23 protein-coding genes are annotated in these 26,996 nt (G+C 33.3%); 11 read left to right on the plus strand and 12 right to left on the minus strand.

Annotation, left to right across the window (positions count from 1 at the left end; all coding sequences use genetic code 11):
- Positions 1-138 precede the first annotated feature (138 nt).
- Complete coding sequence (locus tag RBR53_00325) at positions 139-1,188, minus strand: response regulator (GenBank protein MDY0131094.1); 1,050 nt, start codon at positions 1,186-1,188, stop codon at positions 139-141.
- 433 nt (positions 1,189-1,621) lie between these two features.
- On the opposite strand from RBR53_00325, the gene RBR53_00330 reads away from it, so the two are divergent.
- Entirely contained in the window at positions 1,622-3,940 is a 2,319-nt protein-coding gene (locus RBR53_00330) for an NAD-binding protein (GenBank protein MDY0131095.1), read from the plus strand.
- Between the two features lie 76 nt (positions 3,941-4,016).
- On the opposite strand, the gene ald is transcribed toward RBR53_00330, so the two are convergent.
- The 11 genes from ald to RBR53_00385 form a co-directional block, all read right to left on the minus strand.
- Positions 4,017-5,129, minus strand: coding sequence for an alanine dehydrogenase (gene ald / locus RBR53_00335; GenBank protein ID MDY0131096.1), 1,113 nt, complete (start codon positions 5,127-5,129; stop codon positions 4,017-4,019).
- A gap of 387 nt (positions 5,130-5,516) precedes the next feature.
- Positions 5,517-5,795, minus strand: coding sequence for a hypothetical protein (locus RBR53_00340; protein ID MDY0131097.1), 279 nt, complete (start codon positions 5,793-5,795; stop codon positions 5,517-5,519).
- A 151-nt stretch (positions 5,796-5,946) separates the two neighbouring features.
- Positions 5,947-6,375 carry a hypothetical protein gene (locus tag RBR53_00345; protein ID MDY0131098.1) on the minus strand — a complete coding sequence of 143 codons (429 nt, stop codon included), beginning with the start codon at positions 6,373-6,375 and terminating at the stop codon, positions 5,947-5,949.
- 74 nt (positions 6,376-6,449) lie between these two features.
- The gene (locus tag RBR53_00350; GenBank protein MDY0131099.1) at positions 6,450-8,621 is read right to left on the minus strand and encodes an ATP-dependent RecD-like DNA helicase; all 2,172 of its coding nucleotides are present in this window, start codon (positions 8,619-8,621) and stop codon (positions 6,450-6,452) included.
- Positions 8,621-9,184: a D-glycero-beta-D-manno-heptose 1,7-bisphosphate 7-phosphatase gene (gene gmhB / locus RBR53_00355; protein ID MDY0131100.1), complete on the minus strand. Its 564-nt coding sequence runs from the start codon at positions 9,182-9,184 to the stop codon at positions 8,621-8,623. The genes RBR53_00350 and gmhB overlap by 1 nt, the downstream gene beginning before the upstream one ends.
- A 15-nt stretch (positions 9,185-9,199) precedes the next feature.
- Positions 9,200-9,880, minus strand: coding sequence for a septal ring lytic transglycosylase RlpA family protein (locus tag RBR53_00360; GenBank protein ID MDY0131101.1), 681 nt, complete (start codon positions 9,878-9,880; stop codon positions 9,200-9,202).
- Between the two features lie 70 nt (positions 9,881-9,950).
- Positions 9,951-12,299 (minus strand): endopeptidase La, encoded by a 2,349-nt coding sequence (gene lon, locus RBR53_00365; protein MDY0131102.1) that lies wholly within the window; start codon positions 12,297-12,299, stop codon positions 9,951-9,953.
- A gap of 68 nt (positions 12,300-12,367) precedes the next feature.
- The gene (locus tag RBR53_00370; GenBank protein MDY0131103.1) at positions 12,368-12,802 is read right to left on the minus strand and encodes an Hsp20/alpha crystallin family protein; all 435 of its coding nucleotides are present in this window, start codon (positions 12,800-12,802) and stop codon (positions 12,368-12,370) included.
- Between the two features lie 142 nt (positions 12,803-12,944).
- On the minus strand, positions 12,945-13,673 hold the full coding sequence (gene pepE, locus RBR53_00375; GenBank protein MDY0131104.1) for a dipeptidase PepE: 729 nt from the start codon (positions 13,671-13,673) through the stop codon (positions 12,945-12,947).
- A gap of 11 nt (positions 13,674-13,684) precedes the next feature.
- The gene (locus RBR53_00380) at positions 13,685-15,109 is read right to left on the minus strand and encodes a DEAD/DEAH box helicase (protein ID MDY0131105.1); all 1,425 of its coding nucleotides are present in this window, start codon (positions 15,107-15,109) and stop codon (positions 13,685-13,687) included.
- Between the two features lies 1 nt (position 15,110).
- Positions 15,111-15,662: an isochorismatase family protein gene (locus RBR53_00385; protein ID MDY0131106.1), complete on the minus strand. Its 552-nt coding sequence runs from the start codon at positions 15,660-15,662 to the stop codon at positions 15,111-15,113.
- A 572-nt stretch (positions 15,663-16,234) separates the two neighbouring features.
- Between RBR53_00385 and RBR53_00390 the strand changes: the two genes are divergently transcribed.
- The 10 genes from RBR53_00390 (at position 16,235) to cas1 (ending at position 26,990) form a co-directional block, all read left to right on the plus strand.
- Complete coding sequence (locus RBR53_00390; protein MDY0131107.1) at positions 16,235-16,687, plus strand: Hsp20/alpha crystallin family protein; 453 nt, start codon at positions 16,235-16,237, stop codon at positions 16,685-16,687.
- Positions 16,688-16,845: 158 nt separating this feature from the next.
- Complete coding sequence (locus RBR53_00395) at positions 16,846-17,886, plus strand: KamA family radical SAM protein (GenBank protein ID MDY0131108.1); 1,041 nt, start codon at positions 16,846-16,848, stop codon at positions 17,884-17,886.
- Between the two features lie 114 nt (positions 17,887-18,000).
- Positions 18,001-18,876, plus strand: coding sequence for a diaminopimelate epimerase (gene dapF, locus RBR53_00400; GenBank protein MDY0131109.1), 876 nt, complete (start codon positions 18,001-18,003; stop codon positions 18,874-18,876).
- Complete coding sequence (locus tag RBR53_00405) at positions 18,866-19,678, plus strand: purine-nucleoside phosphorylase (protein ID MDY0131110.1); 813 nt, start codon at positions 18,866-18,868, stop codon at positions 19,676-19,678. Before dapF ends, RBR53_00405 begins: the two co-directional genes overlap by 11 nt.
- 3 nt (positions 19,679-19,681) lie before the next feature.
- Entirely contained in the window at positions 19,682-20,983 is a 1,302-nt protein-coding gene (locus RBR53_00410) for an amidohydrolase (protein ID MDY0131111.1), read from the plus strand.
- 78 nt (positions 20,984-21,061) lie between these two features.
- Complete coding sequence (gene ade / locus RBR53_00415) at positions 21,062-22,741, plus strand: adenine deaminase (protein ID MDY0131112.1); 1,680 nt, start codon at positions 21,062-21,064, stop codon at positions 22,739-22,741.
- 12 nt (positions 22,742-22,753) lie between these two features.
- The gene (locus tag RBR53_00420) at positions 22,754-23,497 is read left to right on the plus strand and encodes a glycerophosphodiester phosphodiesterase family protein (protein ID MDY0131113.1); all 744 of its coding nucleotides are present in this window, start codon (positions 22,754-22,756) and stop codon (positions 23,495-23,497) included.
- A 190-nt stretch (positions 23,498-23,687) separates the two neighbouring features.
- Positions 23,688-24,848 (plus strand): diguanylate cyclase, encoded by a 1,161-nt coding sequence (locus RBR53_00425; protein ID MDY0131114.1) that lies wholly within the window; start codon positions 23,688-23,690, stop codon positions 24,846-24,848.
- 109 nt (positions 24,849-24,957) lie between these two features.
- On the plus strand, positions 24,958-25,929 hold the full coding sequence (locus tag RBR53_00430) for a WYL domain-containing protein (protein ID MDY0131115.1): 972 nt from the start codon (positions 24,958-24,960) through the stop codon (positions 25,927-25,929).
- 8 nt (positions 25,930-25,937) lie between these two features.
- The gene (gene cas1, locus RBR53_00435) at positions 25,938-26,990 is read left to right on the plus strand and encodes a CRISPR-associated endonuclease Cas1 (protein MDY0131116.1); all 1,053 of its coding nucleotides are present in this window, start codon (positions 25,938-25,940) and stop codon (positions 26,988-26,990) included.
- The last annotated feature ends 6 nt before the right edge of the window (positions 26,991-26,996 follow it).

The following is a 26,996-nucleotide window of genomic DNA, read 5'->3' on the forward strand; positions in this document are numbered from 1 at the left end:
GAATGACATACAGCAAAGACAAAGTTATTTCAAACTTTGAGAAAAATTTTGTAAAAAAATAAAGTCTTTTGTTTAGGTATTCAAAGAAATTAAAACCTGGAAAGATGACAAGGTTTTAATGCTCGATAAAAATTGTGACTATAATAAATTCAAAAACTTTTTCACTTTTAAAAAGGCAGCGTCCAAATCATTGTTTTCTGTGAAAAATTTTATTTCTTTTAAAACTTTGAGATGATTTTCATTTAACTTTGATCTGGTTAATTCATATATTATTGTTTCAGCATCATTTGTCTTTTTTTGTTTCAGGTAGGTGGCAAGCCTTAACAAATTGTTTTTAATAGCCATGGGATCTGCCTGTTTAAATATTTCAGGGCTTTCCTCAATTTGTCTTTTGGGTTCAGGCTGAAATATTTTTTCAATGACCTCCATGGTTTTTATAAAATGTTTTTCAAGGGAGGCTATTGATTCAAGGGAAATTAGGTCTGGATTTTTATTGATCAAGTTTTCAAACTCTATTGTTTCTTTGTTAAGCTTAATTGCACAGATCTGGGCTGAAACACCTTTAAGTTTGTGAAGAGTAAATTCTAAATCCTTATATTTTTTATTTTCAATAAGAACTTTCATTTTATCAACATAGCCTGTGTAGTTTTTATAAAATTTAATTAAAAGCTTTTTAAAGATATTAAAATTGTCCCCTAAATAAGTAATTCCTTTTTTAATATCTATTTCATCTTGCTCATAAACATCAAAAACAGATTTGTCAGATGAATTTTCAAAGTTTTGTTTTTTAATTTCTTTATTAAAACCAGAAGAGTTTCCCAGGCTGTTTTCAATTATTTCTATCAAGGCTGCAGGCTTTGCAGGTTTTGCTATATAATTGTTTATTCCTGAGTTGATAATGGAGTTTATTTCATTTTCTTCCTGGTAGCCTGTCATGGCTATGATAGGTATGTTTTTTATTAATGGATTTTTAGAGCTTCTTATTTGTTTTGCTGTTTCAATCCCATTTAATTCAGGCATGTTTATGTCTAGAATTATAAGTTCAAATCTGGGGTTTGTTTTTAATATTTCAACTACCTGTTTTCCATTTTCTGCTGTTGTTACTTCAAATTCAAATTTGGTTAAAACTATTTGAAGCATTTCTCTTATCATGGGATCATCGTCAGCTAGAAGAATTTTTGTTCTCATAAAACGGTTTCCATCAATACTTTATTAGATAATATATTGAAATTGTTTTTATAAGTATTCAGTATTTTGATTTTTTGTAAAGGAATATTCTTTAAAGAGAATAGAAAACAAGGGCATTGGCTTTATAAAAGTTGATTCCAGGGGTAACATTTTAGAAAAAAAGAAGCTTTTAAATTGAAATAATAGTTTTTAAACTGGGCTACTAAAAAACGGGGTTCAGAGCTTTGTTTTTTTGCTTATAAGTTTAAAAACTCTTATAAGTAACAGGAGATTATAAAGATTTTCTATGGTTTTACTGATCTTAGAATCGAATAGCTGTTTAAACTTAACTTGAGGTAAAAAATTTAGATAAAAATATTGATTTAAAAATTATAATTTATGGTAGACTTTTTGTTTGAAATTTAAGTTAAACTTTTTTAAAGGATTTTAAGCTGTGAGATCAGTAAAAATAACCGCGGAAATTTTTATTCTTATATGTATAATTTTATCTTGCCTAATTATTCCCATAGATTATATTTTTCCGTCTTATGGAAGCGTATGGATAAAAATTGAAATATTTTTTGCTGTTCTTTTTTCAATTGAGTACTTAATTAGATGGTCATTTTCAGAAAATAAATTAAAGTACCCATTTTCTTTTTATGCAGTAATAGATCTTCTGGCAATTCTCCCCTCACTTTTGTTGCTGAGCACAAACTTCATGATGTTCAGGCTTTTTAGAATGGCAAGATTTTTAAGGCTTTTAAGACTTGTAAGATATAATGCATATCTTTACGATTACCTTAACAATCTGCAAAATAAATTTTCTGTTTTAAGAGACGAATATCAGCTTGATAACCTTTATCATCTCCTCATTATTTCTGCCTTAGCTCTTGTTCTAGGGGCAAACATTTTGTATTTTATAGAGTTTGAGTTCTCAGGAGTTGAAGGGCCTTTCAGTGACTATTGGGACTCTTATTGGCATATGGTTATTGTGCTCCTCTCAGGGATTGAGGAAAAGGAACCTATCTCTCTTGTTGGGCGAGTCGTGATAACATTTTTTATGATTGCAGGTGTCTGTGTAGTAGGTATGCTGACAGCTGAAATAGTGTCTATTCTTGTAAGAAAACTCAACAGGAAGGGCAAAGTAAGGCTAAAGCCTGTTAATTCAATTATGGAAAATCATATTGTTATTTTAGGACATAACACTCATTTTGATTATTTGATCCGCCAGCTCTACAGTGCTTTTGGGGGCAGATATTATATTCTTGCTGTTTGTGATCTTGCCGATCAAATACCGATATCAATACCTTTTGTTTATAAACATGTTGTTGCTCTTAAAGGAGATCCTCTTAACCCTGAAGTTTTAAAAAAGTCAGATATAGATTTAGCAAAAAGAGTAATTGTGCTTTCAGAAAATAAAGAATCAGCAAATAGTGTTTCATCAGATCACAATTGTCTTATGAAGGCCATTGCTGTTAACTCAATTAATAAAATGGTTCCAATCACTGTTCAGCTAAACTTTCTCAGCAGTATGAAGTTTGCAAAAGTAATGGATAACACAGATTTTATTGTAAGCTCGGTTTATTCTGAAAAACTTATAAGCCAAGGAGTTTTAAACCCAGGAGTAACGGAAATTTATCGCTCTTTAATGACTTTTTCGTTTGATTCATGTGAATTTTACAGGGTAAAGCTTCCAGAGTTTTTTGGAACAACAAGTTTTAATAAAGTTCAGAAATTCTTTTTAAATGAAAAAAAGAAAAGTATTCCTGTTGGAGTATATAAGTACAATAAAAACATAGGCCTTTATGATTTAAAAATCAATCCTTGCTTAGACCATTCTAAACCCAATGAATATTTTGACCTTGAAATTGAGTCATCTGATTACCTTATTGTTTTGGCTTATGAAGAACCAAACTTTGAGCCAGAGCGACGAAAGGTTAAGAAAAAGAAAAAACAAAAGCTTAAATATTTTACAAGTAATGCTTTTAGTTGCATTGATGACCGCTGTATAAACTCTTCTTTTAAAAGCCTTGAAAATAACAATGTTATTATCTGTAATGTAAATTCAAATTTGAAAAGTATCGCTGATGAGCTTTTGTACGGAAGCAGGGAAAGATATTTTAAGCTTACAATAATAATTCAAGATGAAAATATAATAAAAAATCATCCGGAATGGTGTCCTTCTGAAGGTGAGAATTTAAGGTTTATCTACGGCAGCCCGGTAAAAAAAGAAATTCTTGAACAGGCCGGGGTAAGAGATTGCGGAGCCGCAATTATTTTGTCGGATCCAAATTATGGAGATTATGCTGATGCACCTTCTGCACTTACAGCCATGGCAATTGAAACTATAAATCCCGCAGTTCACACTGTAATGGAGCTTCTTAATTCATCAAACAGGGAGTTTATTGATTTTAATATTATAAATGAAGCTGTGTGCCTTGGGGACATGACCGAAAAGCTTCTTGCCCAAAACTCCTTTAATCCGGGGGTGATAGAAATTTTTGACAATCTTCTTACTTCTGGAAAGGGAACTCCGGAGATTTTTTTGGTAAAAGTTCCTGAAGAATTAAAAGATAAAAGTTTTTATGAAATTTACGAAATCAATTTGGATTTAAAGCTGCCTTTTATAATTATTGGGTTTATCCAGAACAACGAGTATTTTATAAATCCTGACTTTGATAAGTTTGTTTTTAGGAAAATGTCAGGCAGGGATTCTAGATTTATTGTGATAGGCCATGATTATGAAGCAATAAATTTTAATGGGTTTTGTTAAAGGCTTTTTAGTTATAAATCCAAAGACCGGAGATTTTTCCGGCCTTTGGATGCTCAAATTTATTGAAAGTCTTATATTAAAGAAAGTTTTCAATGGGTGTATAATCAAGATTAAAAGCCTGGGCAACTCCTTTGAAAGTTATTTTTCCGTCAACCATATTTATTCCGGGCTTGATTGAATCATTTTCTATTGCCGCCTGTTTCCAGCCTTTATTTGCAATTTCAACTGCATAGGGAAGGGTTGCGTTGGTAAGTGCCATTGTGGATGTTCTTGGTACAGCACCAGGCATATTAGGGACACAATAATGAACTATTCCTTCAACTTCATAAGTAGGATTGCCGTGGGTTGTAGGCCTTGATGTGGTAAAACATCCGCCCTGGTCAATTGCAACGTCAACAATAACAGCACCTTTTTTCATTGTTCTAAGTATTTCTTCATCAATGAGCTTTGGAGCTTTTTCACCTGGAAGAAGAACTGCTCCGATTATTGCGTCTGCCTTTTTTGCAAGATCTCTTATTGTTGCAGGTGAACTCATCAGGGGAAAACAATTTTTGGGCATAAATTCAGAAAGTTTTCTCAGTCTTTGAAGGTTCATGTCAAGAATATAGACTTGTGCTCCAAGTCCGCAGGCCATAAGAGCTGCGTTTGTACCAACTATTCCTCCGCCTATTACAAGCACTGTTGCAGGAGTTACCCCTGCAATTCCTCCCATTAAAACCCCTCTTCCGCCCTGGGCACTTTCAAGGTATTTGGCTGCTTCCTGGGTTGACATTTTACCGGCAACTTCACTCATTGGAGTAAGAAGGGGAAGACTTCCGTCAGGATTTTCAATTGTTTCATAAGCTATTGCAACAGGGCGTCTTTTTTGCATTTCCCTGGTAAGAGACTCGTTTCCTGCAAAATGAAAATATGCAAAAAATATCTGATCTTTTCTTATCATCTCATATTCTGAAACTTGAGGTTCTTTAACATGCATTATCATTTCGGAAGCTTCATAAATTGTTTTTGGGCTGTCAACTATTTCTGCTCCGGCTCTTTTATAGTCTTCATCTGAAAATCCGCTTCCAATTCCGGCATTTTTTTCCACCAGTACTTTGTGCCCGTTGTTTTTCATTATTTCAACACCGGCAGGAGTCATTGCGACTCTGTTTTCTTCAGCCATTATTTCCTTTAGAATTCCAACTATCATAGACATTCCCCTTGTTTAAGCTGTGTTTTAACTAAATTTTATTCACTTACTGTATTAATTTGTGTTCGCGATAAACTTGAAAAGATTTTTAATTAGCTGTGGATTGATTTATGTCCATTTTAACCCTGGCAACTAAAAACTAACCCTTAAAAAAAACCTGAATTTCTGAAATTAATTTTTTATCAATTCTTTTAAATGAAAGAAAAACATAATTTCATACCGATTGTTGGTCAGGTTTTATTTTTGCAAAAAATAGACTAAAAAGCTTGGAGTGTCAAAAAAATAATTAATTTGAAGATAAAAGGTTTTGTTTTTTATCTGGAATTTAATTAAAATCAGTGTGTTTTTTTAATCTTCCTATCGGGGATGAATTTTTGACTGATATTTCTAGTTCTTTCTAAAAATTCCATTGAAAATAAAAACTATTCCTCCGGCTATCAATAAAAGTATATAAATTTGAAGATTGAAAATTTTATCAAGGCCGTTTGTTACAATTTCAGATGGAAGATTTGCTATCCACAAAGTTTTTTCTTTTCCAAGAAGTTCATAAAGATTTATGGTGTGAAGGTTTGATTCTTGTTGCATAAGTTCAGCCAACATCCCAAATAAATACATGATTCCGGCTCCAAGGCATAAACATCCAGCTAAAAGATTTGTTTTGTTCATAATTATCAGCCTCAATAGGAGGTTATAGTTCAATCTAATTGAATAAAAATTTTGATTTTCAATTAAGTGTCAATCTAGTATTTTTTGTTTTAAAAAGAAATGCTTAATTATAAATTAACTCAAATTTACAATTGATTTTTTAAGTTTCAACCTAAGATATTTTTACCACAGCTTCAGGCTCAAAATCAGGGAAATAATAGATTACAATTCCTGATTCAGTTACCTGAAGGTTGCAAATTCCATTTTTATACATTTTGTCAAGCTTAACTTTTGAATCTTCAGGGCTTATTCCGCTTTCCAGGGAAAACTCTTTTGAAGTAATTTGTCCGCTGTATTTTGAAAGTATTTTGGACATATCTATATTTTCTTTTTCACTCTTATTTTTTTTGTAGCCAATAATAGAAAAGATTAAAAAAAAGGTTCCTCCAATTCCAAGAATTAATGCAAAAGGAAAATAAAAAAAGTGGCTAAAGATTTTATTTGAAAGAAAAGTTTCTGTTTTTTTAAGAGAAAATAAAATTATACAACCAGCCAGGCTTGTTAATCCTGTTATCTGAAGCAGCCAGATAGTTTTGTTCATTTGATAATTCCTTGTACATCAACAGAATTTAAATAATTTTAGTTTTAGTTTTAGTTGCCTATTATCAGATTATATCAGTTTAAAACAGAGCAGAGTCTATGTTTTAAGTGTGAATATCTTTTGGATGCTCTATTTTCATTTACTGCAATTTCCATAGCCCTTGAGCTTCCCACAATAATAAGCAGGGCTTTTCCCCTTGTCATTCCAGTATATAAAAGGTTTCTTTGTAAAAGTGGAAAGTGCTGGGTCATCAGGGGAAGTATAACTGCTGGATATTCCGAACCTTGGGACTTGTGAACTGAAATTGCATAGGCAAGGGAAAGTTCTTCAAGTTCATCAAAGCTGTATTCAACAATTTTGTGCTCAGAATAATCAGGGTAGGCAACTTCAACAATTTCATCTTTAATTTTTACAGATTTTATTCTTCCAATATCACCGTTAAAAACTTCTTTTGTATAGTTGTTTACAAGATGCATTACCTTGTCACCTTTTTTAAAAATATTTGATCCTGATTTTATATTTTCTTTTGATTTGTTGAGTTTTTCCTGGAGAATTTTGTTGAGATTAAAAGTTCCTGTTTCTCCTTTATGCATGGGAGTTATTACCTGGATTTCTTCCATTGGATCAAGGCCAAACCTTTTAGGAATTCTTTTTGTTAAAAGCTCCACTATTGTTTCAACTGCTTTTTTAGGACTTTCATTTCTTATGAAATAAAATTCTGACAATTCATTGTCGTTTGAGTCCTTAATAGGAAGTTTTCCTGAATTTACCCTATGGGCATTCATTATTATGGGGCTTTGTTTTGCCTGTCTAAAAATTGTTGTAAGGGTAAAAGAAGGAATTTTTGAAGATCCTATAATATCAGACAAAAAATTACCCGGGCCCACAGAAGGCAGCTGGAAAATATCACCTACAAAAATTATTCTGGTATTAATTGTTACTGCTTTTAAAAGATGGTAGCATAAAATTATATCTATCATTGATGATTCATCAATGATTATAACATCTGCATCAATTGGCTCTGATTCATTTTTGTCAAACTCTTCAGTTGTGGCATTGAATTTTAAAAGCTTGTGAATGGTTTCGGCTTTTTGCCCTGTTAATTCACTCAGCCTTCTTGCCGCCCTTCCTGTTGGAGCTGCAATTGCGGTTTTTTTTTTAAGATGATGAAAAATTTTGCAAAGTGCTTTTATAAGAGTTGTTTTACCAGTACCGGGGCCTCCTGTTATTATCCCTGCTTTTTGTTCAATAATTCCTTTGATTGCATCAAATTGTTCATTGGAGGGAATTACTCCAAGATAACTTGCTGTGATTTCTTTTATTTCATCATCAGTTATTGGAAGTTTTTCAGGAGGGATTTCAAAAAGTGCATTAAGTTTATCAGCAGTTCCTTTTTCAGCCCTGTAAAGGTGGAAAGGATAAATAACTTCTTTTGAATCTATAATTTCTTTAATTATTATAGACTCATTTAGTAAGCTTTCAACTGAATTTTCAATTGATTCGTTATTTGAACCTGTAAGTCTTTTTGTTTTAAGTTTTAGCTCTTCAACTTCAAGAAAACAATGACCGTTGTTTGAAGCCTTTTCAAGAACACAGACTACTCCAGCAGAAATTCTTGATTTGTCAAAAGGCTCAATCATGGCTTTTTGGCCCAGCCTGTCAATTATTTCAAAATTAAAATATGGATTTTCTTTTACAATTCTGTATGGATCTTTTTTTACTACATCAAGAGAAAAGGAACCGTATCTTAAAATTATCTGGGGAGTGTATTCAGAGGGAAGTCCGGCTTCATGGAGATATTGGCGAAGCTGTCTTGCATAGCTGTGATTTTTCCAGGCGGCTGCAATTGATTCAGCTTTTTTTATTCCTACTCCGGGAACATCTGCTAAAGACTCAGGGCTTGATTCAATGATTGAAATTGCTGAAGTTCCAAAGAAATCCACTATTTTTGAAGCAGTTGATTCGCCTATTCCTTTGATAATTCCAGAAGTTAAATACTTAATTATCTCTTCTTCAGTATCTGGAAGAATTGATTCATATGAATGAACCCTGAATTGTTCCCCAAATTTTTCATGTTCTTCCCATTTACCTGTAACTTCAAGCTTTTCACCAGGGAAAATTTCATCCATGATTCCAACCATGTTGGTTGTGGATGAAAATTCAGCCTGCTTTAATTTGGCAACAGTGTATCCATTGGAAGGATTATGAAAAGTAACATTTAAAACTGTTCCGGAGATAGTTATCATTAAGAGCCTGTGTTTTTAATTATCCAATTATGGGCATCAAAAAGATTGTCTGCAATATAATCTGGAATTATTTGTTTTTCTTCAAGTTCTTTTTGAGATTTTTTCCCGTTTCCTGTTAAAACCAGAATTTTAAATTTTATATTTGCATTTTCAGCTGCAATGATATCTTTTGAACTGTCGCCTATCATTACTGAATTTGAAAGGTCAAGATTGTATTTATCTTTTGCCTGGAAAAAAAGGCCGGGTTTTGGTTTCCTGCATTGGCAATTGTCACTGGGAATGTGAGGGCAAAAAAATATTTCTTTAATTTCTCCTTGGTTTTCTTTTACTGAATCAAGCATTTTATCAAATATTTGCCTTAACCCATCCATGGTAACCATTTTTCTTCCAATTACAGACTGATTTGTAATTGTAAAAATTTCATATCCCAGTTTACTCAGGTTTGCTATTGCTTCAATACTTCCGGGAATAAAAAACAATTCTTCACAAGATTTTATATAATCAGGAGAGTCAAAATTGATTACCCCATCTCTATCAATAAAAATTACAGGTTTTTTTTTCATAATAATATAACCTTTTTAGTCAAGGGCCATTGCAAAAGCATTTGAATGGCCTTGTTTTCTTAATTTGGTCTCGTTTATTTTTGCTTCTTCAAGAGTGTTGAACTTTCCGGCTCTGACTCTGTAAAATGTTTGTCCGTTTATTTTTGTCTGGAGAATAAACACATGGTTAAAGTCTTTTAAAAGAGTTTTTTTAAAATTGACCGCATTGTCATAATTGGCAAATGAAGCTGTTTGAATAGTGAATTCACCATGATTAAAATCTGCCTTTTTTACTGATTTTATTCTTACCGGGGCAGTTCCGGAAATGTCTATCCCAAGTTCTTTGGCAGCTTTATATGAAAGATCTATAATCCTGCCTTTTACAAAAGGTCCTCTGTCATTTACTCTTAGGATGATTTTTTTTCCGTTTACAAGATTTTCAACTTCAAGCTTTGTATTAAAGGGAAGGGTTTTGTGGGCACAGGTCATTGAGTGCATATTGTAGGTTTCTCCATTGGCTGTTTTTCTGCCATGAAACTTTTTACCATACCACGAGGCTATGCCTGACTGATTAAATCCTTTTGCACTTTTTATTGTAGTATATTTTTTCCCAAAAACATAATAGGAAGTGCCTTTATTGTTTTTTTCATGTTTAGAAGCACAAGAAGTAAAAATAAAAAGAGCTATCATACAAGTTAGAAAGATTTTTGTTTTCATAATAAAAAATCCGCATCCTTAAAATTAGAGATAAGCTTCTTAAGGATGCGGCAGTTTGTTTGATTTGATATTATTGCTCTATTGCCAATTTAACCACATCCATCATTTTTCTGACAAAATGAAATTTTATTTCTTTTTTTACTTTCTTTGGTATTTCATCTAAATCTTTTTCATTATCCTTGGGAAGAATAAGGGTTTTTATCCCTATTCTATGGGCAGCAAGAACTTTTTCTTTTATACCCCCAACAGGGAGCACTTCCCCTCTTAATGTTATTTCTCCTGTCATTGCAAGGTCTTTTATTGTTTTTTTGCCAAGAGCAAGGGAAGTAATAGCTGAAAGCATAGTAACTCCGGCTGAGGGCCCATCTTTTGGGATTGCTCCTGCCGGCACATGAATATGAAGCTCATGCTCTTCAAAAAAATTATCAGGAATCTCAAGTTTTTCCTTGTTTGCTCTTATGAAACTTAAAGCAGCACTTACAGACTCTTTCATTACATCACCCATTTGTCCTGTAAGTATCAGTCCCTTTTTGCCTTCCATGGCAGCAGCTTCAACAAATAAAACATCCCCTCCTGCAGGAGTCCATGCAAGACCAAGGGCTACTCCCGGAGAATCAATTTTTGGTTTTGATTCAGGAGATATTTTTGCAGGGCCCAGATATTTTGAGAGATTGTTTACTTTTATTGTTACTTCTTTTACTTCTTCCTGGGCAACTTGAGTTGCAACCCCTCTTATTGCAGATGCTATTTCTCTTTCCAGGTTTCTAAGTCCTGCTTCCCTTGTATAATCGCTTATTATATGTTTGACAGCACCCTGGGTAAAAGAAACCTGTTTTGAGTTAAGTCCATGGGCCTCTCTTTGTCTGGGAATTAAATATTTGTTGGCAATATTTAATTTTTCATCTTCAGTATATCCTGAAAGCTCAATTATTTCCATTCTGTCTTTTAGAGCCGGAGGAATGGTGTGAACCACATTTGCAGTTGTGATAAACATAACCTTTGAAAGATCAAAGGGAACATCAAGGTAGTGATCTACAAAAGCATTGTTTTGTTCAGGATCAAGCACTTCTAAAAGTGCAGAAGAAGGATCCCCTCTGAAATCATTGCCAAGCTTGTCAACTTCATCAAGAATAAACACAGGGTTGTTTGTTCCGGCCCTTCTTATTCCCTGAATTATTCTTCCTGGCAAAGCTCCTACGTAAGTTCTTCTGTGGCCTCGTATTTCAGCTTCGTCCCTTACTCCTCCAAGGGCAATTCTTACAAAATCCCTTCCAAGAGCATTGGCAATAGACATTCCAAGAGAGGTTTTTCCTGTGCCCGGAGGTCCTGAGAAGCAGATTATTGGACCTCTTGAATCAGGTTTTAGTTTCCTTACAGCAAGATATTCAATGATTCTTTTTTTTGGCTTATCAAGGCCGAAGTGATCTTCATCAAGAATTTTTCTGGCTGCTTTTATATCAAGATTATCCTTTGAGGATTCATCCCATGGAATTGCAGTTATCCAGTCAAGATAGGTTGATGCAACAGTATATTCAGAAGACGAAGGATGCATTCTTGAAAGCCTTTTAAGCTCTCTTTCGGCTTCCTTATTTGCCTCCTCAGGCATATTGGCCTTTTCTATTTTTTCTCTGTATTCTTCAATTTCAAGATTTAAATCATCTGTATCCCCAAGTTCCTGCTGGATTGCTTTTAATTGCTGACGCAGGTAATATTCTTTTTGTTTCTGGTTCATGTCTTCTCTTATCTGAGACTGAATTTTTGAACCTATCTGCAAAATTTCAAGTTGATAATTTACAAGTTTGGTAACTTCTTTTAGACGTTTTTTAAGGTCTATTATTGAAAGAACTCCCTGTTTTTCCTTAGGTGTTGCATTAATAGTTGAAGCAATCATATCAGCAAGTACAGCTGGTTCTTCAATGGTTTTTGCAAGCTGGATCATTTCCCGGGGAAGTCCGGGAGACAATTCTATTATTTTTTGGTAAAGTTCCAAAAGGTTGTTGCTTATAGCCTGGACTTCCTTGTCATTGTTAGTGGGCTCTTCAATTTGTTCAATATCAGCAGTTATATAAGGGTCATGATTTGTAATTTCTTTAAGGCGGAATCTTTTAACTCCCTGGACAAGAAGTTGAATTTTTCCGTCTTCTGATTTTGCCATTTTAAGTATGATTGCTCCACAGCCTATTTCATAAAGATCGTCAGCAGTGGGGCTTTCTACCTCTTTTCCTTGTTTTGAAACAATAAAGCCCACAAGCCTGTTTGAAGCCATGGCATCGTCTATTAGCTTTTTTCCCTGTTCGTGTTTTACAATCAGGGGAAGTACCATTTTTGGGAATAATGTAACATCAATCAGTGGCATTATGGGTATATTAGCAGGAAGATCCTGCTTAGTTAATTCTATAGATGGCTTTTGTTCCTGCATATTTTTACCTCCAGGGTTAATTTTTTCCAGTTCAGACAGAAATACAGGCATATGTCTAAGCTAATAACTTATTTCTCTTCTTCAATCTTTATGGAGTGAAATGTTTTTGTTGAAACTTTTCCCATTGTTAAATGTAAAAAACCGTTTTGATAGGAAGCTGATACTTTTTCTGTGTCTATTTGAGAAGGAAGAAAAATAACCCTTTCAAATTTACCGTATTGAATTTCAGCCAGTCTGTATCTGGCATCTTTTGTTGGCATTATCGGCCTTCTTATTCCGCTTATTCTTGCGGCTTTCTTATCAATTTCAATTTCAAGCTCTTCTTTTTTTACTCCTGAGATTTCAGCGGTGAGAATGATTTCTTCTTCTGTTTCATAAATATCCATTTGGGGTTTCCATTTGTCTTCAAAGGAAAACATTGGATTTATTGTCTGAAACGTTTGATAGCTGCTACTTTTAGTGCAGTTGACTGGGTTACCAAAGATGATTTTTATGTAACTCATTTACAAGGCTCCTTTTGTTTGAGCTTTTGTTTCTAGGATGGATCTTTCCTGCAAGGCTTATTTTAATATTTAATGTTTAAAATATAAATTACAATTATAGTTTTTCAAGAGGCTGGTGTTTTTTATCCATAATTTCAGGAAATTAATTGGTGTTTTTATGGTTTGTGGTTATGAAATTTTCCTGATCTTTTATTTGTTTATGGATTTTACCGTTGAAAAAAATCTTTCCAGGTTTTTTTCCAAAATACATTGAATTCTTTTTGTTTTTTTCCACAAAAACTCCGCTGCCTTCAGGGATGGCAACACAAAAATCTCCGGGATTAAGGATGGAAAATTCAGTCAGTCTTTCATCCCTTGTTTCTCCTCCGTGATTTTCAAATAAAAGATCTGTGTAATGGGGATTGATTTGAAAGTTTGCAGTGCCAAGGCCTTGAAAGTCAAGGGGTTGAACTATGGGCATATCGTTTGTTGTTTTAATGGAAATCCCGCCAAGATTTGCTCCAGCACTCCAGCCTGAATATAAAAAATCAGGCTCTGAAATTTTTGACTTGAGCTTGCTAAATATATTTTCATCTTCAAGTCTTTTTTTAAGCACAAAAGTGTTTCCGCCGCCTATAACCACAGAATCACAATCTTTGATGGCTTTGATTTTTTCTGCAAACCCATGAATTGATTTAAACCTTTTTTTATCCATGGAAAGAGCTTTTAAAACCATATCTTCATATTGATCAAAGGAAAATCTTACAGCAGCATAGGGAATAAATATGATATTTTTTCTTGATTTTAAAAAATCATTTAAAATTTCTTTGCACCATTGAAGATATGGGGCTTTTGGCATTGAAGAATTGCTTAATAAAAGAGATTTGTACATAAAAGGCCTTTTTATTGTTCAATCCTAACCATTTTACCGTTTTTATAAACTGTCTTGGCCATTTTTTTCTTAACAACAGGCTTTGGAGATCCAGCTCTGGTATTCACAGGCTGAGTTTTTTTATTTACAGGTCTGGGTCTGGAAGTGTTGTCTGATATCCGGCTTTTTTTAAAAGGCTTGATTGTTTTTTTCGGCTTTATCTCCATTGTTTGCTTCAGAGCTTTTTTAAGAGGCGGAGGAGCAGGGGGAAGAATAAGCCATTCTTCAGGGGGATATTCACAATCGAACTTTGTTTCTGTAAACTCTTCTATTGCGGGTATATAAAACGAATCTTCCTGGCAGGCAAAACTTATTGATTTGCCTTTTTTTCCAGCTCTTCCTGTACGTCCGATTCTGTGAACATAATTTTCAGCTTTGTTGGGCATATTATAGTTTATTACATGGGACACATTGTCTATGTGAAGCCCTCTTGCTGCAACATCGGTTGCAATAAGAATATGGGATCTTTCTTTTTGGAAATCTTCCAGGGCTTTAAGTCTTTTGTTCTGTGGAATATCACCTGTTAAAAGACGACAATTTACCCCGTATCTTCTTAGTTTGTCATAAATTTCTTTTGCAACGTATTTTTGGTTTGTAAAAACAATTGTGTTTTTTGCTTTTTTCTTTTTTACAAAATTTAGAAGAAGGGGAAACTTTTCTTCACTTGTTGCAAGATAAGTTTTTTGTTCAATATTTTGGGATGTTATATTTTCCGGGTCAATTCGGATTTCTTTTGGATTAACAGTCCAGTTCAAAGCAATTCTTGTAATTTTTTCAGGAAGGGTTGCACTGAAAAACAAGGTTTGTCTTTTTCCCTTTGGAGGGATTTTTGATTCTATTCTTCTCACATCAGGCATAAAGCCCATGTCAAGCATTCTATCTGCTTCATCAATTACAAAAACTTCAACTTTTGAAAGATTAATTATTCTTTCTTCCATAAATCCCAGCAGTCTTCCTGGAGTTGCAATTATAACTTCTGGATTTTCCTTAAGAAGCTGTCTTTGTTTGTTCATATCGTCGCCACCGTAGATGCATACGGATTTTAAATCTGTATATATCCCGATTTTAACGGATTCATTATAAATTTGAACAACAAGCTCTCTTGTAGGGGCAAGGATAAGAGACCTTGGCTGGCCATGGGTTGGTTTTGATTTTAAAAGTCTGGAAAAAAGGATGGTAAGATAGGCAACTGTTTTCCCTGTTCCTGTTTGTGCCTGACCTATAATATCCCTTTGCTGAACTCCTTTTGGGAGTGATTTTTTCTGGATTGGGGTAAGACCTTTAAAATTAAGGTCATAAAGGGCTTTTTTAAGCTGGGGTTGAATTTCCAGTTTTCCCACAGGGTCTTTAAAAAAAAGATAGAAGTTTTTCTTTAAGCTTTTTAAAAATAATTTCATTTTATTTTACCAATTCTAAGATCTGTTTAAATTCTTTTGCTTCGCATGTTTCAAGCATTTCAAATAAGGCTGATTCACAGCCGGTGATAATTGCTTTTTCCTGAATCATTCTTTTTATGCCAATATCCAAGTCTGATTTTTTTCTTGATGATACGCAGTCAGCAACAAGATGAACATTAAATCCTTTTTGAATAAGATCTCTTGTGGACTGCATCACACAAACATGAGCTTCTATTCCGCAGATAAAAATGTTTTTTATATTGATTGATTCAAGATAAGTGAAAAGTTTTTCATGTCCTTTGAGGCCAAAGGTCATTTTGTCAAATTTTTTTGGCATGAATCCAAGGTCTTTGATTTCACTTATTGTGCTTCCAAGACCTTTTGGGTTTTGCTCAAGAAATAATCCAGGGATTTTTAAAATTTCAAATCCTTTGATGAGTTTTATCAGGTTTTTTTTTAGCTGTTCTTTTTCAAAGATTGAGTTAAATAAATTTCCCTGAACATCTACTACAAGAAGGGCCGTGTTTGTTTTTAATTTATTTTCATTTTTCATAGTCTTAGATTATACTAAACTCCTTTATAAGTCCAACTGGAAGATTCCATCTTTTGCTTGTTGAAATTTTTTTATGTGTTTGTTTTCAGTGTGAAAATTCATACAGTCTCAGATTTATCTACAAAACAAAAGACAGTTTTTACCTAAATCAGCATTTATAGGATTGGTGGTTCTTTGTTAATATTAAAAATAAAGTTCCAAGCTCAATTGAGCATGGAGTTTAAGTTTAATATAATTGATTGTTTTCTTATAATAAAATTATTTTTTATTCAATTAAACAATATCCCTTAGGAAATGTGTTGACAAGGTTCAAGAGCTGATTATTTTTATTTCATAATCAATCTGTTTTATATAAAAGTTTTAACTATCTATTATTTGACTTGTTGAGTTAATGCATTATTTTAATCCAAGTACCTGTTATTTATCTGATAAGTTGTAAAAAGCAGTACTTGACATTTTTGGGATGATGATTACTTTAAGTTGGAATTAAATTTTTATAACTAGCTGTAGTTTAAGCTTATAAAGTTTATAAATTTTATTATAACAAAACAAGTAATTAAGGAGGTATTGAAATGGCAATTGTAAGATGGGAACCTATAAGAAACGTTGTAAGTCTTCAGGATAGGATCAATAGAATGTTTGACGATGCTTTTTCAAGAATGGAACCTTCAGAAATGGAAGAGGGTTCAATGGGAGCATGGAGACCTTCAACAGATATTTATGAAACAGAAAACTCAATAATTATTGAGGCTGAGCTTGCCGGTCTTAAAAAGGAAGATGTGGATGTTGAAGTAAATGACAATGTCCTGTCAATCAAAGGTGAAAAAAAGACTGAAACAGAAGAAAACAACGAAAACTACTATAGAAGAGAAAGGGTTTCAGGAAAATTTCATAGGGCGTTTACTCTTCCAATGGATGTGGATGTGGAAAAAATATCTGCAAAATTCAAAGATGGTGTTCTTGTTTTGGATATTCCAAAGCCTGAAGAAAAAAAGCCAAAGAAAATTAATGTTGCTCTAGACTAATAAAAAAACTGCAAAACCAAAACAAGATTTTATACCATAAGTAATTATTATAGATGGCGGCTGATCTAAGGCCGCCATTATATTTTTGTTTAAATCCAGACTTTACAAATTAAATACTTAGTTGGATAATGCTTTCTTTTTAAGTAGGCAGGTAGATTTTGGAAACAAAAAATCAATGGACAAAAAGTTTGTCAGATCTTGTGGGAATTGATGAAATTTGCAGTAAATTTAATATAAATTCAGATATTTTCCGGGTTCATCAAACTTATCCCTTTAAAATTAACAGGTATTTTTTCTCTCTTATAAAAGAAATTAATGACCCTATTTGGGTTCAGTCAATTCCAGATAAAAAAGAACTTTTGGATGGTTTGGGAACTGATGACCCTTTTTTAGAAGAAAATATTTTATCCCCGGTTAAAAACCTCATTCACAGGTATGACAACAGGGTGATTCTTCTTGTTTCAAACAAATGTGCGGTTTATTGCAGGCATTGTATGAGAAAAAGAAGGGTGGGGCTTTGTGAAGAAAGTTTTTTTGATAAATTTGATGATATTTTAGCCTATCTTTCTTCCCATAAAGAAATTGACGATATTATTCTTTCAGGAGGAGATCCTCTCCTTCTTTCCGATGATAAAATAGACTTTATTCTTTCAAGTTTAAGGAAAATTAAAAAAGATTCTATTTTAAGGATTCATTCCAGAGTTTTTTCAACCCTTCCCCAAAGAATTACTGAAAATTTATGTAAAATCATAAAAAAATACGAACCTGTTTATATAAACACCCATTTTAATCATTCAATGGAAATAACAACTCAGGCAAAAAAAGCAGCATTTACAGCAGCTGATTTTGGAATTCCCCTGGGATGCCAAAGTGTTTTTTTAAAAGGGGTTAATGATGATTGGAAAACTCTTTCAGAACTTTTTGCCAATCTTTTAAAAATAAAAATAAAGCCTTATTATCTTCATCATCCTGATCCCATAAAAGGAATATCTCACCTTCGTCCAAAGATTGAAAAAGGTATAATCATAATGAAAAAATTAAGGGGTCGGATAAGCGGAATGGCTGTTCCATACTATGTGATAGATCTTCCTGAAGGCGGGGGAAAAATTCCTCTTCTTCCTGAATATATAAAAAATATTGAAAAAGATTTCCTTGAGGTTGAAAACTTTAAAGGAAAATTATACAAATATCCATTATAATTAATGATCTAGATTTGGAGTTTCATTTTTTAAAGGGACTTTAAAATTGTAAGCCATTTACAAGGCAAAGTTGAAAACTTTTTAATCAAGTGCAAAAGTCTGCGGAGAAAATTTATGCGGATCCATCTTTCTAAAATGCAGGGAATCGGGAATGATTTTATTCTTGTTGATGACAGAAGCTCATTTATTCTTAAAGAAATTGACTATAGCAGTCTTGCCAAAAAACTTTGTAATCGAAGATTCAGTCTTGGAGCAGATGGACTTATTTTTGCTGTAAGATCAAATACCCATGATATTGGTTTTAAAATATTTAATCCCGACGGCAGTGAAGCTGAAATGTGCGGTAATGGAATGAGATGTTTTGCAAAATATGTTTATGAAAAAGCCATATTTATGCAAAAGATTATAAATGTTGAAACCAAAGCAGGATCTATAGTTCCCCTTCTTGATATAAATTTTGACGGGATAGTTGATTCTGTAAAAGTTGATATGGGTGAGCCCATTCTTGAATCTGGGCTTATTCCATCCACTATAGATAAAGAAAAAATTATATCTGAAAAAATTAATGTTTGCGGTAAAGAACTGGAAATAACAGCAGTTTCCATGGGAAATCCCCATTCTGTTATTTTTATTGATGATGAAATTGAAGATTCTCTTTTTTTTAAACTTGGGCCTGCCATTGAAAATCATGAATTTTTTCCGGCTAAAACCAATGTTGAATTTGCAAGGGTGATTTCTGAAAATGAAATCTTTGTAAGAGTTTGGGAAAGAGGAGCAGGAGAAACCCTGGGGTGTGGAACCGGAGCTTGTGCTTGTGTTGTTGCAGGAGTTTTAAATCATAAAACTTCAGATAAGGTAAAGGTAAGACTTAAAGGCGGTTCTCTTGATATAAAGTGGAACAAAGCCAACAACCACATTTTTAAGACAGGCCCTGCAAAACTTGTTTATGAAACTTCAATTGACTTGGAAAGGATAAAAAATGATTTATAACAGAGCTTTAAAAGCAGCTGAATTTGTGGAAGATGTTTTTGCTGAGGCTGAAACAGGGATTTTTCTTGGGACAGGGCTTGGGGGCTCTGTTGATTTTATGAAGGTGATTGAGAGCGTTCCCTATTCTGAAATTCCACATTTTCCAATTTCAACTGTAGAAAGTCATGCAGGGGAAATGATTTTAGGTGAAATTTCAGGTAAAAAAGTAATTGCAATGAAAGGCAGATTTCATCTTTATGAAGGCTATACAGCAGCTCAGGTTTCCTTCCCTGTAAGATTGATGCAGGTTCTTGGAATAAAAAATCTTGTAGTTACAAATTCTTCAGGAGGCCTCAACCTAAGCTTTAAACCCGGAGATTTGATGATTATTGAAGATCATATAAATCTTACAGGAGAAAATCCCCTTGTTGGAATAAATGATGAAAATCTGGGTCCAAGATTTCCTGATATGAGCTGTGCCTATGATTTGGAATTAAGAGAGTTTGCTTTTGAAGCAGGTGAAGAACTTGATATTTATATTCAAAAAGGTGTTTATGCTGGTCTTAAAGGTCCTTCACTTGAAACTCCTGCTGAAAACAGGTTTTTAAGAACAATAGGAGCAGATGCAGTAGGTCTTTCAACTGTGTGCGAAGTTATTGCAGGCAATCATGCAGGGATGAGGGTTCTTGGAATGTCCATTATAACAAATATAAATAACCCAGATGAGCCTGAAGAAGCAAAGCTTGAAGATATAATAGATGTAGCCGAAGACTCAGCTGACAAACTTGAAAAGGTTTTGAAAATTATAATAAGAAAGATTTGATAAATGACAGACAAAGCAGATCTTTTGCTTACCAACGGTACAATAGTTACAGTAGATGAAAATAATACAATAATTGAAAATGGAGATTTAGCATTAAAAAACGGAAAGATCTCCGCCATAGGAAAAAATCTTGATATCAGGGCTGATAAAACCCAGTCTCTTGAAGGGGCAATAATCTTGCCTGGACTTATAAATACTCACACCCATGCTGCAATGACTCTTTTAAGAGGTTATTCAGACGATCTTCCCTTGATGGAATGGCTTGGTGATATTCAATCTGTAGAAGGTTTGCTTGAAGCCGGGGACGTATATGCAGGGACATTTCTTGGATGTCTTGAAATGCTTAAAGCAGGAACTACATGTTTTACAGATATGTATTTTTTTGAAGATCAGGTTGCAAAAGCTGCTATTGATTCAGGAATTAAAGTTTTTGCTGGGGAAGGGATTTTAAATTTTCCAACAGTCAGTGCCAAATCCCCTGAAGAAGCTCTTCAAATTACTGAAAATCTTTATTTTAAATACAAAAACCATCCTTTAGTAAAAGTATGTGTTGCACCTCATTCGGTTTATCTTTTAGATGAAAAATATCTTTGTAAAGCCAGCGAACTTTCCACGAAGAATAATCTCCCTTTAATTATTCATCTTTCTGAGACAGCTTCAGAAGTTTCAGAAGTTATTAGGAAAACAGGTAAAACTCCAGTAAGATACTTAAATGATCTTGGGCTTTTAAACAAAAATGTTCTTGCAGTTCATTGTGTTGTTGTTGATGATGAGGAAATTGATATTTTAAAAAATCATAATGTAAAAGTTTCCCATAATCCTGAAAGCAATATGAAGCTTGCATCAGGAATAGCTCCTGTGCCTGAAATGCTTGAAAAAGGTATTTGTGTGGGGCTTGGTACAGACGGAGCTGCCAGCAATAATGACTTATGTCTTTTAAGTGAAATGGATACAGCAGCAAAGCTTCACAAGGTAAACAAACTTGACCCCACTGTTGTTTCAGCAAGACAGGCTCTTAGAATGTCAACTATAGATGCGGCAAGATGTCTTGGAATAGAAAATGAAACAGGTTCAATTGAAGTTGGAAAAGCCGGGGATCTTCTTGTTTTAAATCATCAGCTTCCAGGGTTGAATCCAATGTATTCTCCTGAATCTCATATAGTTTATTCAGCCTCAAGAAGAGAGGTTAAAGATGTTTATGTAAATGGGAAAAAAGTTGTTTCAAATGGAGAAGCAATTTTTGCAGATACTGCCCAGGCCATAAAAAATGTAAATAAAATCATAAAAAAATTTAAAAAAAGATAAATTTAAGCAAATTTGAAAACTTTGTAATATCTGGTCTAAATAAAAATCTCGTCTAAATAAAAACAAGGTCTAAACAAAATGAAAAACCAGGCAGATCTTTTACTTAAAAATTTGAAAGTGGTTAATGTTTATACAGATGAAATTGAAAAAAAAGACATTGCTATAAAAAATGGGATGATCATAGGTTTTGGTGATTATTTTGCAAAAGAAGAAATAGACTGCAAAGGTTTTTTTGCAGCTCCAGGCCTTGTGGATTCCCATGTACATATTGAAAGCTCAATGGTTTCTGTTCCTGAATTTGCCAAGGCTGTATTAAAAAGCGGGACAACAACTGTGGTGGCAGATCCCCATGAAATTGCCAATGTTCTTGGAACAAAGGGAATTGATTATATGATTTCTGAATCAAAAGATCTTCCCGTTGATATATTTTTTATGATTCCTTCCTGTGTTCCTTCAACCGATATGGAAACTTCAGGAGCAGTTCTTGAAGCAGAAGATATAAAGCCTTATTTGAAAAATCCAAGGGTTGCAGGTCTTGGGGAGGTAATGAATTATCCCGGAGTTATTTCTGGAGATCCAAAAATTATTGCAAAAATAGACGCCTGTCTTGAAACTGGAAAAGTTGTTGATGGACACGCTCCCTTTGTTACAGGAAAAGATCTTTGTGCTTATGTTAATGCCGGAGTTGCAAGTGATCATGAGTGTGTTTCCCATGAGGAAGCTCTTGAAAAACTTTCTCTTGGAATGAGAATAATGGTAAGGGAAGGTACTTGTGCTAGAAACTTGAATGACCTTTTTCCTGCAATTAATGAAAAAACATCTGAAAGAATGATGTGGTGCACAGATGACAGACATCCCCATGATTTAATTTCAGGTCATGTAAGTGAAATAATTTCAGATGCAATATCTTTTGGTCTTGATCCAAGCACAGCAATCAGAATGGGAACCTTGTCTCCATGCGAATATTTTAAATTTTTTGACAGGGGGGCAATTGCTCCGGGAAAAATAGCAGATATTATCCTTTTTAAAGATTTGGCTGATTTCAAACCCAGCATTGTTTATAAGTCAGGAAAAAAAGTTTTTGAAAATGGAAGCTACTCAGAATCAGTGAAATTTAAACATTCTGAAAAAAGCCCTTCTTTGATGAACCTTGATCCTGAAATCCTTGATTTTTCCATTCCATCTGAAGAAGGAAAAAGGATAAATATAATTGGTGTGGTAGAAGATCAAGTTGTAACAAAAAGGTTTTGTGAGTTTCCAAAAAATGAAAACGGATTTGCAGTTTCAGATATAAAAAGAGATATATTAAAGCTTTGTGTAGTGGAGCGTTATTCAGGAAAAGGCAAAACTGGAAAAGGTTTTGTAAAAGGCTTTGGAATACAAAAAGGGGCTTTTGCTTCAAGTGTGGGCCATGATTCCCACAATATAATAGCCTGCGGAGTCAACGATGAAGACATGAAAACTGCAGCAGCAAAAGTAATTGAAATGAAAGGCGGATTTGCAGTTGCTGATAATGGAGTGGTTATTGCTTCGCTTGCTCTTCCCATTGCAGGGCTGATGTCAGAAAAATCTCTTGAAGAGGTAATTCTTGAGCTTGATGAAGTTTTAAAAGCTGTTTCCAATCTTGGTGCAAATCAAAAAGATCCTTTTATAAGCTTGGGCTTTTTATCCCTTCCAGTTATACCCGAGCTTAAACTTACTGACTTTGGACTGATTGATGTGGAAAAATTTCAGCCAATTCCTTTATTTACAGATTAGTTTGGATTTTAAATGAAACTTTCTGATTTAAAAGAACCAGTTATTGCAGCCCATAGAGGATTGTCTTCTCTTTTTCCCGAGAATACAATGCCAGCTTTTATTGCAGCTCTTAATTTGGGTTGTGTTATGATTGAGCTTGATGTGGGAACAACAAAAGATGGAGAGGCTGTTGTTATCCATGACGCTACATTGGAAAGAACAACATCAGGCCTTGGGAGGGTGTCTGAAAAATTTTTTTCAGATATTTTTTTTAAAGCAGATGCTGGCATCCGTTTAAGCTCAGGTAAAATTTCTACAAAAGTTCCAAGGCTTGAAGAAGTTTTAAATCTTGTAAAAAAAAGAGCTGTTTTAAATATTGAAATAAAATCTGAAGTTTATATCAAAGGCGATGATAGAAAATCATCTGAAGCAATGATTCTTGAGCTTGTAAAACAAAAGGGAATGATGGAACAAGTGGTTTTTTCATCTTTTAATCATAAAATTCTTTTAAGATTAAGAAATCTTTCCCAAGCTGCAAACCTTGGGATTTTAACCTCTGGAGAGCCAAGGCCTCCCATTGGTTTGACAAGAAATCTCAATGCCTATTCCTGGCATCCTGATCAGAGAAATCTTTCAGCAAAACATATAAAAGACTATAAGAAACACACAAACAAAAAAGTAATTCCATATACAGTAAACAAGTCAAAAAGAGCTTCACGACTTATCAAAGCCGGAGTAAGTGGATTTTTTACGGATTATCCTCAAAAATTTATTTAAAATTTATTCTATTTCTAAGCTTTATAGCGGATGAGTTTTTTAACTTACTTCCTGATTTTTAAGATTAAATCAGGTTAAATTTGTTTTTTGTATATTTCTATCTATAATTAGTAAGATATTATTTGTATTCCTGGAACTTATAAATTGTCCAGCTGACAAAAACGAATAAAACAACAAGGTGTTGATCTAAATGACTTTCAATTTAGCAGTGGTAGAAAACAACATCATAGGCTTGATAATATGCCTGATAATTTATTTCAATATCAGCCCTGATAAAAAAAAGGTAAAAGCTGATGAAAAGCTGTTTTTACTCCTTATATTTTCAATCTCATTAATTTTGGTTTTTGAAATATTAAGGACTTTTGTTCAAGGCACGCCTGAATTAATGCCTAGAAAAATACATATAAGTTTGGTATTAATTTACTTTATTCTTACACCTGTGCCGCCTTTAGTCTGGTTTCTATATACTTATTTATATATTCATAAAAGTGTAAGACGACTTAGGAAAATAATTCCTTTTGCTGTTATTCCAGCAGTTGTAACTATTGGTTTATCTTTTCTCAGTGTTTATAATAAAGCTGTGTTTTTTGTAGATGAAAACAATTTATACAATCGTGGGAATTTATATTGGATAAATGCTGTATTATATTATTCTTATGTTGTTGCTACTTATGTCCTTATAATAGGGAACAGAAAAAATCTGGATAAAAAAAACTTTTATACACTTCTTATGTTTGGAATTCTGGCTGCAGTGGGTGGGGGATTACAAATAGTTAATGTTAATGCATCGTGTCTTTGGCTTAGTGCATCTTTATCTTCCCTGATAGTATATCTGAACATACAAAATGTTGAAATTTATGAAGACTATTTAACAGGGCTTTATAATAGGCGGCATTTAGATATGTATTTAAAAAAGTGTATAAGAGAAGAAGAACAAAACTTATCAATACTATTAATAATGCTGGATATTGATTTTTTTAAACAAATAAATGACACCTACGGGCATTTGGAAGGAGATGAAGCTTTAAAACAAACTGCAAATTTGTTAACAGAAAGTTTTAGAGCAGATGATTTTATTTCAAGATATGCCGGAGATGAATTTGTAGTTATTGCAAAATTAAAAGACAAAAGTCGTAAGAAAGAAATAGTACAAAGACTTAAGAAAAAATTTGAAGATTTTAATAACTCAAATATTCTTCCCTACAATATAAGTATTAGTTTGGGTTATGATATTTATGAGGCTGAGTCAAAAATGGACGCTGATGGTTTTATCAGGCATGTTGATAAGCTTATGTATAAAGATAAGCTTGCTCATAGAAGTAGCCAGGGCATATTTAAAAATCAGGAATAGAAATAAGTTTGGCATTACAAATAGGATTATTATTTTTTCAAATTTGACTTGATTAACAATTAATGAATAATATTGGTAAATAAAAAATAAAAAACACCGGTATTATTAAATGAACAAATCAGAACGGATATTTAGGTTTCACAGGCTTGTTAAATCAGGCAGACGACCTTCCTTAAAAAAAATTGCTTATGAACTTGAATGTTCTGAGTCTACAGTTAACAGAATCAAGCAAACCCTTATTTATTATTTTTCAGCACCTTTAAAATATGATCCATCGGCAAATGGATATTATTATGATGAGTCTGTTGAAAAATTTGATCTTCCCGGATTTTGGCTGAGTCCTGATGAAATTTATGCATTGTTTGTTTGTGTTCAGGTTATTGAAAAGAATCAGGAAGTTGGAATTTCATCAATTATAAATCCTTTGAGTTCAAAGATTGAAGAAATAATCAAGGGGCTTGGCCATTCACCCCAGGATTTGAAATCCTTGATCAAAGTCATGCCTTTGTATTCAAGAGTTTTAAGGAAAAAAGATTTTTCAAAAGTTTGTTCATCACTTGTCAACCGTGAAATAATAGAAGTTCAATACTACAAAAGAACTTGCGGCAGCAAAAGCCTTAGAAAACTCCACCCCCAGCGAATATTACATTATAAAGACAATTGGTATCTTTGTGCTTATTGTGAAAAACACAAAGAATTCAGGGTTTTTTCTGTTGAAAATATAAAAATTATAAATATTGAACCAGGTGCAAAAATTTTTTCCAAAGAAAAAATAGATTTATTTATGGAAGACGGGTTTGGGGTTTTTTCAGGAAAAGCAGAGCATACTGCAAAATTAAGGTTTTTTGAGCCGAATTTAAACTGGGTCAAAGACGAAATCTGGCATAAAAATCAAAACCAATATTATGATGGAAAAGATCTTATTTTAGAAATTCCTTTTAGCAATCCAACCGAGCTTGTGATGGAGGTTTTACGCCATGGCGAAGGCGTTGTTGTTGAGTCTCCAAAGTTTTTAAAAGACCTTGTAGTTGAAAAACTTAAAAAAAATTTAAAAAAATATTTGGGGTCTGTCAGTCTGTGACAGAGCTTGTGTGGTATGGTTGGTTAAAAACAAAACCCAGGAGGCTTAAAATTCAGCTTATTATTAATTCACCAGGGACGATTATTAAGCAGAAAGATGAGTGCTTTAGAATACAGAATGAAACAGACAGAATGGACATTGCCGCACCAAGGGTTGAGTCCATAATTTTGTCAAATAAAGTTATGATAACAACTCAGTCCATTGTCCTGGCTTTAGAAAATAATATTGATGTGATTTTTCTTGATAATTACGGTGATCCGCTTGGCAGAGTCTGGTTTTCTAAAATGGGTTCAACTGCTTTAATTAGAAGAAAACAGCTTGAAGCTACTGAAAATGAAAAAGGGATTAATATTGTTTTAGAGCTTATTCAGAAAAAATTAGAAAATCAAATTGAGTTTTTGAAAAAGCTTAAATATTCAAGGCCGGGTAAAGAAAGTGTTTTTAATACTCCTATAAGAACAATAAGTAACTCTTTGGATTTTTTGGTTTCAATAAAGAGCAATATTAGCGAAGCAAGGAGCCAGATTTTAGGAATAGAAGGCACAGCTGGTAGAGCTTATTTTCAAACTGTTTCAAAAATAATGCCTGAAAAGTATAGGTTTAGCGGAAGATCCAGAAGGCCTGCAAAAGACCCTTTTAATGCAGTTTTAAATTATTGTTATGGAGTCTTATATTCTATGGTTGAGAAAGCATGTATAATCGCTGGTCTTGACCCGTTTGTGGGTTTTATGCACACTGATAATTATAATAAGAAGTCACTTGTTTTTGATTTTATAGAACCTTTTAGAATCTATGCTGAAACTGTATCTGTTTATCTTTTTACAGGGAAAAAAGTAAAAGAGAGTTATTTTGATGTCTCCTCAAAAAGTACAAGCCTTAATCAACAAGGAAAGCCTTTTGTCATAGATAGTCTTCTCAAGCATCTGGATGAAAAAATTCGTTATAAAAAAAGAAATGTAAAAAGAAAATATATTATAAACCATGAGGCACACAGACTTGCAAACTTTCTTTTAAATGACGAAAAAGAAATAACTAAATGGCTTAATATAAAAGAATTTTAAGGATAA

The sequence above is a fragment of the Desulforegulaceae bacterium genome, assembly GCA_034006035.1.
In the GTDB taxonomy this organism is placed as follows: domain Bacteria; phylum Desulfobacterota; class Desulfobacteria; order Desulfobacterales; family JACKCP01; genus JACKCP01.

What these genes read in the sequence shown, in the direction of transcription:
- RBR53_00325 (MDY0131094.1), bottom strand. Translation starts at nt 1,188, where the DNA reads ATGAGAACAAAAATTCTTCTAGCTGACGATGATCCCATGATAAGAGAA.
- ald (MDY0131096.1), bottom strand. Translation starts at nt 5,129, where the DNA reads ATGATAGTTGGAATTCTAAAGGAAATAATGGCTGAAGAAAACAGAGTC.
- RBR53_00340 (MDY0131097.1), bottom strand. Translation starts at nt 5,795, where the DNA reads ATGAACAAAACAAATCTTTTAGCTGGATGTTTATGCCTTGGAGCCGGA.
- RBR53_00345 (MDY0131098.1), bottom strand. Translation starts at nt 6,375, where the DNA reads ATGAACAAAACTATCTGGCTGCTTCAGATAACAGGATTAACAAGCCTG.
- RBR53_00350 (MDY0131099.1), bottom strand. Translation starts at nt 8,621, where the DNA reads ATGATAACTATCTCCGGAACAGTTTTAAATGTTACTTTTCATAATCCT.
- gmhB (MDY0131100.1), bottom strand. Translation starts at nt 9,184, where the DNA reads ATGAAAAAAAAACCTGTAATTTTTATTGATAGAGATGGGGTAATCAAT.
- RBR53_00360 (MDY0131101.1), bottom strand. Translation starts at nt 9,880, where the DNA reads ATGAAAACAAAAATCTTTCTAACTTGTATGATAGCTCTTTTTATTTTT.
- lon (MDY0131102.1), bottom strand. Translation starts at nt 12,299, where the DNA reads ATGCAGGAACAAAAGCCATCTATAGAATTAACTAAGCAGGATCTTCCT.
- RBR53_00370 (MDY0131103.1), bottom strand. Translation starts at nt 12,802, where the DNA reads ATGAGTTACATAAAAATCATCTTTGGTAACCCAGTCAACTGCACTAAA.
- pepE (MDY0131104.1), bottom strand. Translation starts at nt 13,673, where the DNA reads ATGTACAAATCTCTTTTATTAAGCAATTCTTCAATGCCAAAAGCCCCA.
- RBR53_00380 (MDY0131105.1), bottom strand. Translation starts at nt 15,109, where the DNA reads ATGAAATTATTTTTAAAAAGCTTAAAGAAAAACTTCTATCTTTTTTTT.
- RBR53_00385 (MDY0131106.1), bottom strand. Translation starts at nt 15,662, where the DNA reads ATGAAAAATGAAAATAAATTAAAAACAAACACGGCCCTTCTTGTAGTA.
- RBR53_00390 (MDY0131107.1), top strand. Translation starts at nt 16,235, where the DNA reads ATGGCAATTGTAAGATGGGAACCTATAAGAAACGTTGTAAGTCTTCAG.
- dapF (MDY0131109.1), top strand. Translation starts at nt 18,001, where the DNA reads ATGCGGATCCATCTTTCTAAAATGCAGGGAATCGGGAATGATTTTATT.
- RBR53_00405 (MDY0131110.1), top strand. Translation starts at nt 18,866, where the DNA reads ATGATTTATAACAGAGCTTTAAAAGCAGCTGAATTTGTGGAAGATGTT.
- RBR53_00410 (MDY0131111.1), top strand. Translation starts at nt 19,682, where the DNA reads ATGACAGACAAAGCAGATCTTTTGCTTACCAACGGTACAATAGTTACA.
- ade (MDY0131112.1), top strand. Translation starts at nt 21,062, where the DNA reads ATGAAAAACCAGGCAGATCTTTTACTTAAAAATTTGAAAGTGGTTAAT.
- RBR53_00420 (MDY0131113.1), top strand. Translation starts at nt 22,754, where the DNA reads ATGAAACTTTCTGATTTAAAAGAACCAGTTATTGCAGCCCATAGAGGA.
- RBR53_00425 (MDY0131114.1), top strand. Translation starts at nt 23,688, where the DNA reads ATGACTTTCAATTTAGCAGTGGTAGAAAACAACATCATAGGCTTGATA.
- RBR53_00430 (MDY0131115.1), top strand. Translation starts at nt 24,958, where the DNA reads ATGAACAAATCAGAACGGATATTTAGGTTTCACAGGCTTGTTAAATCA.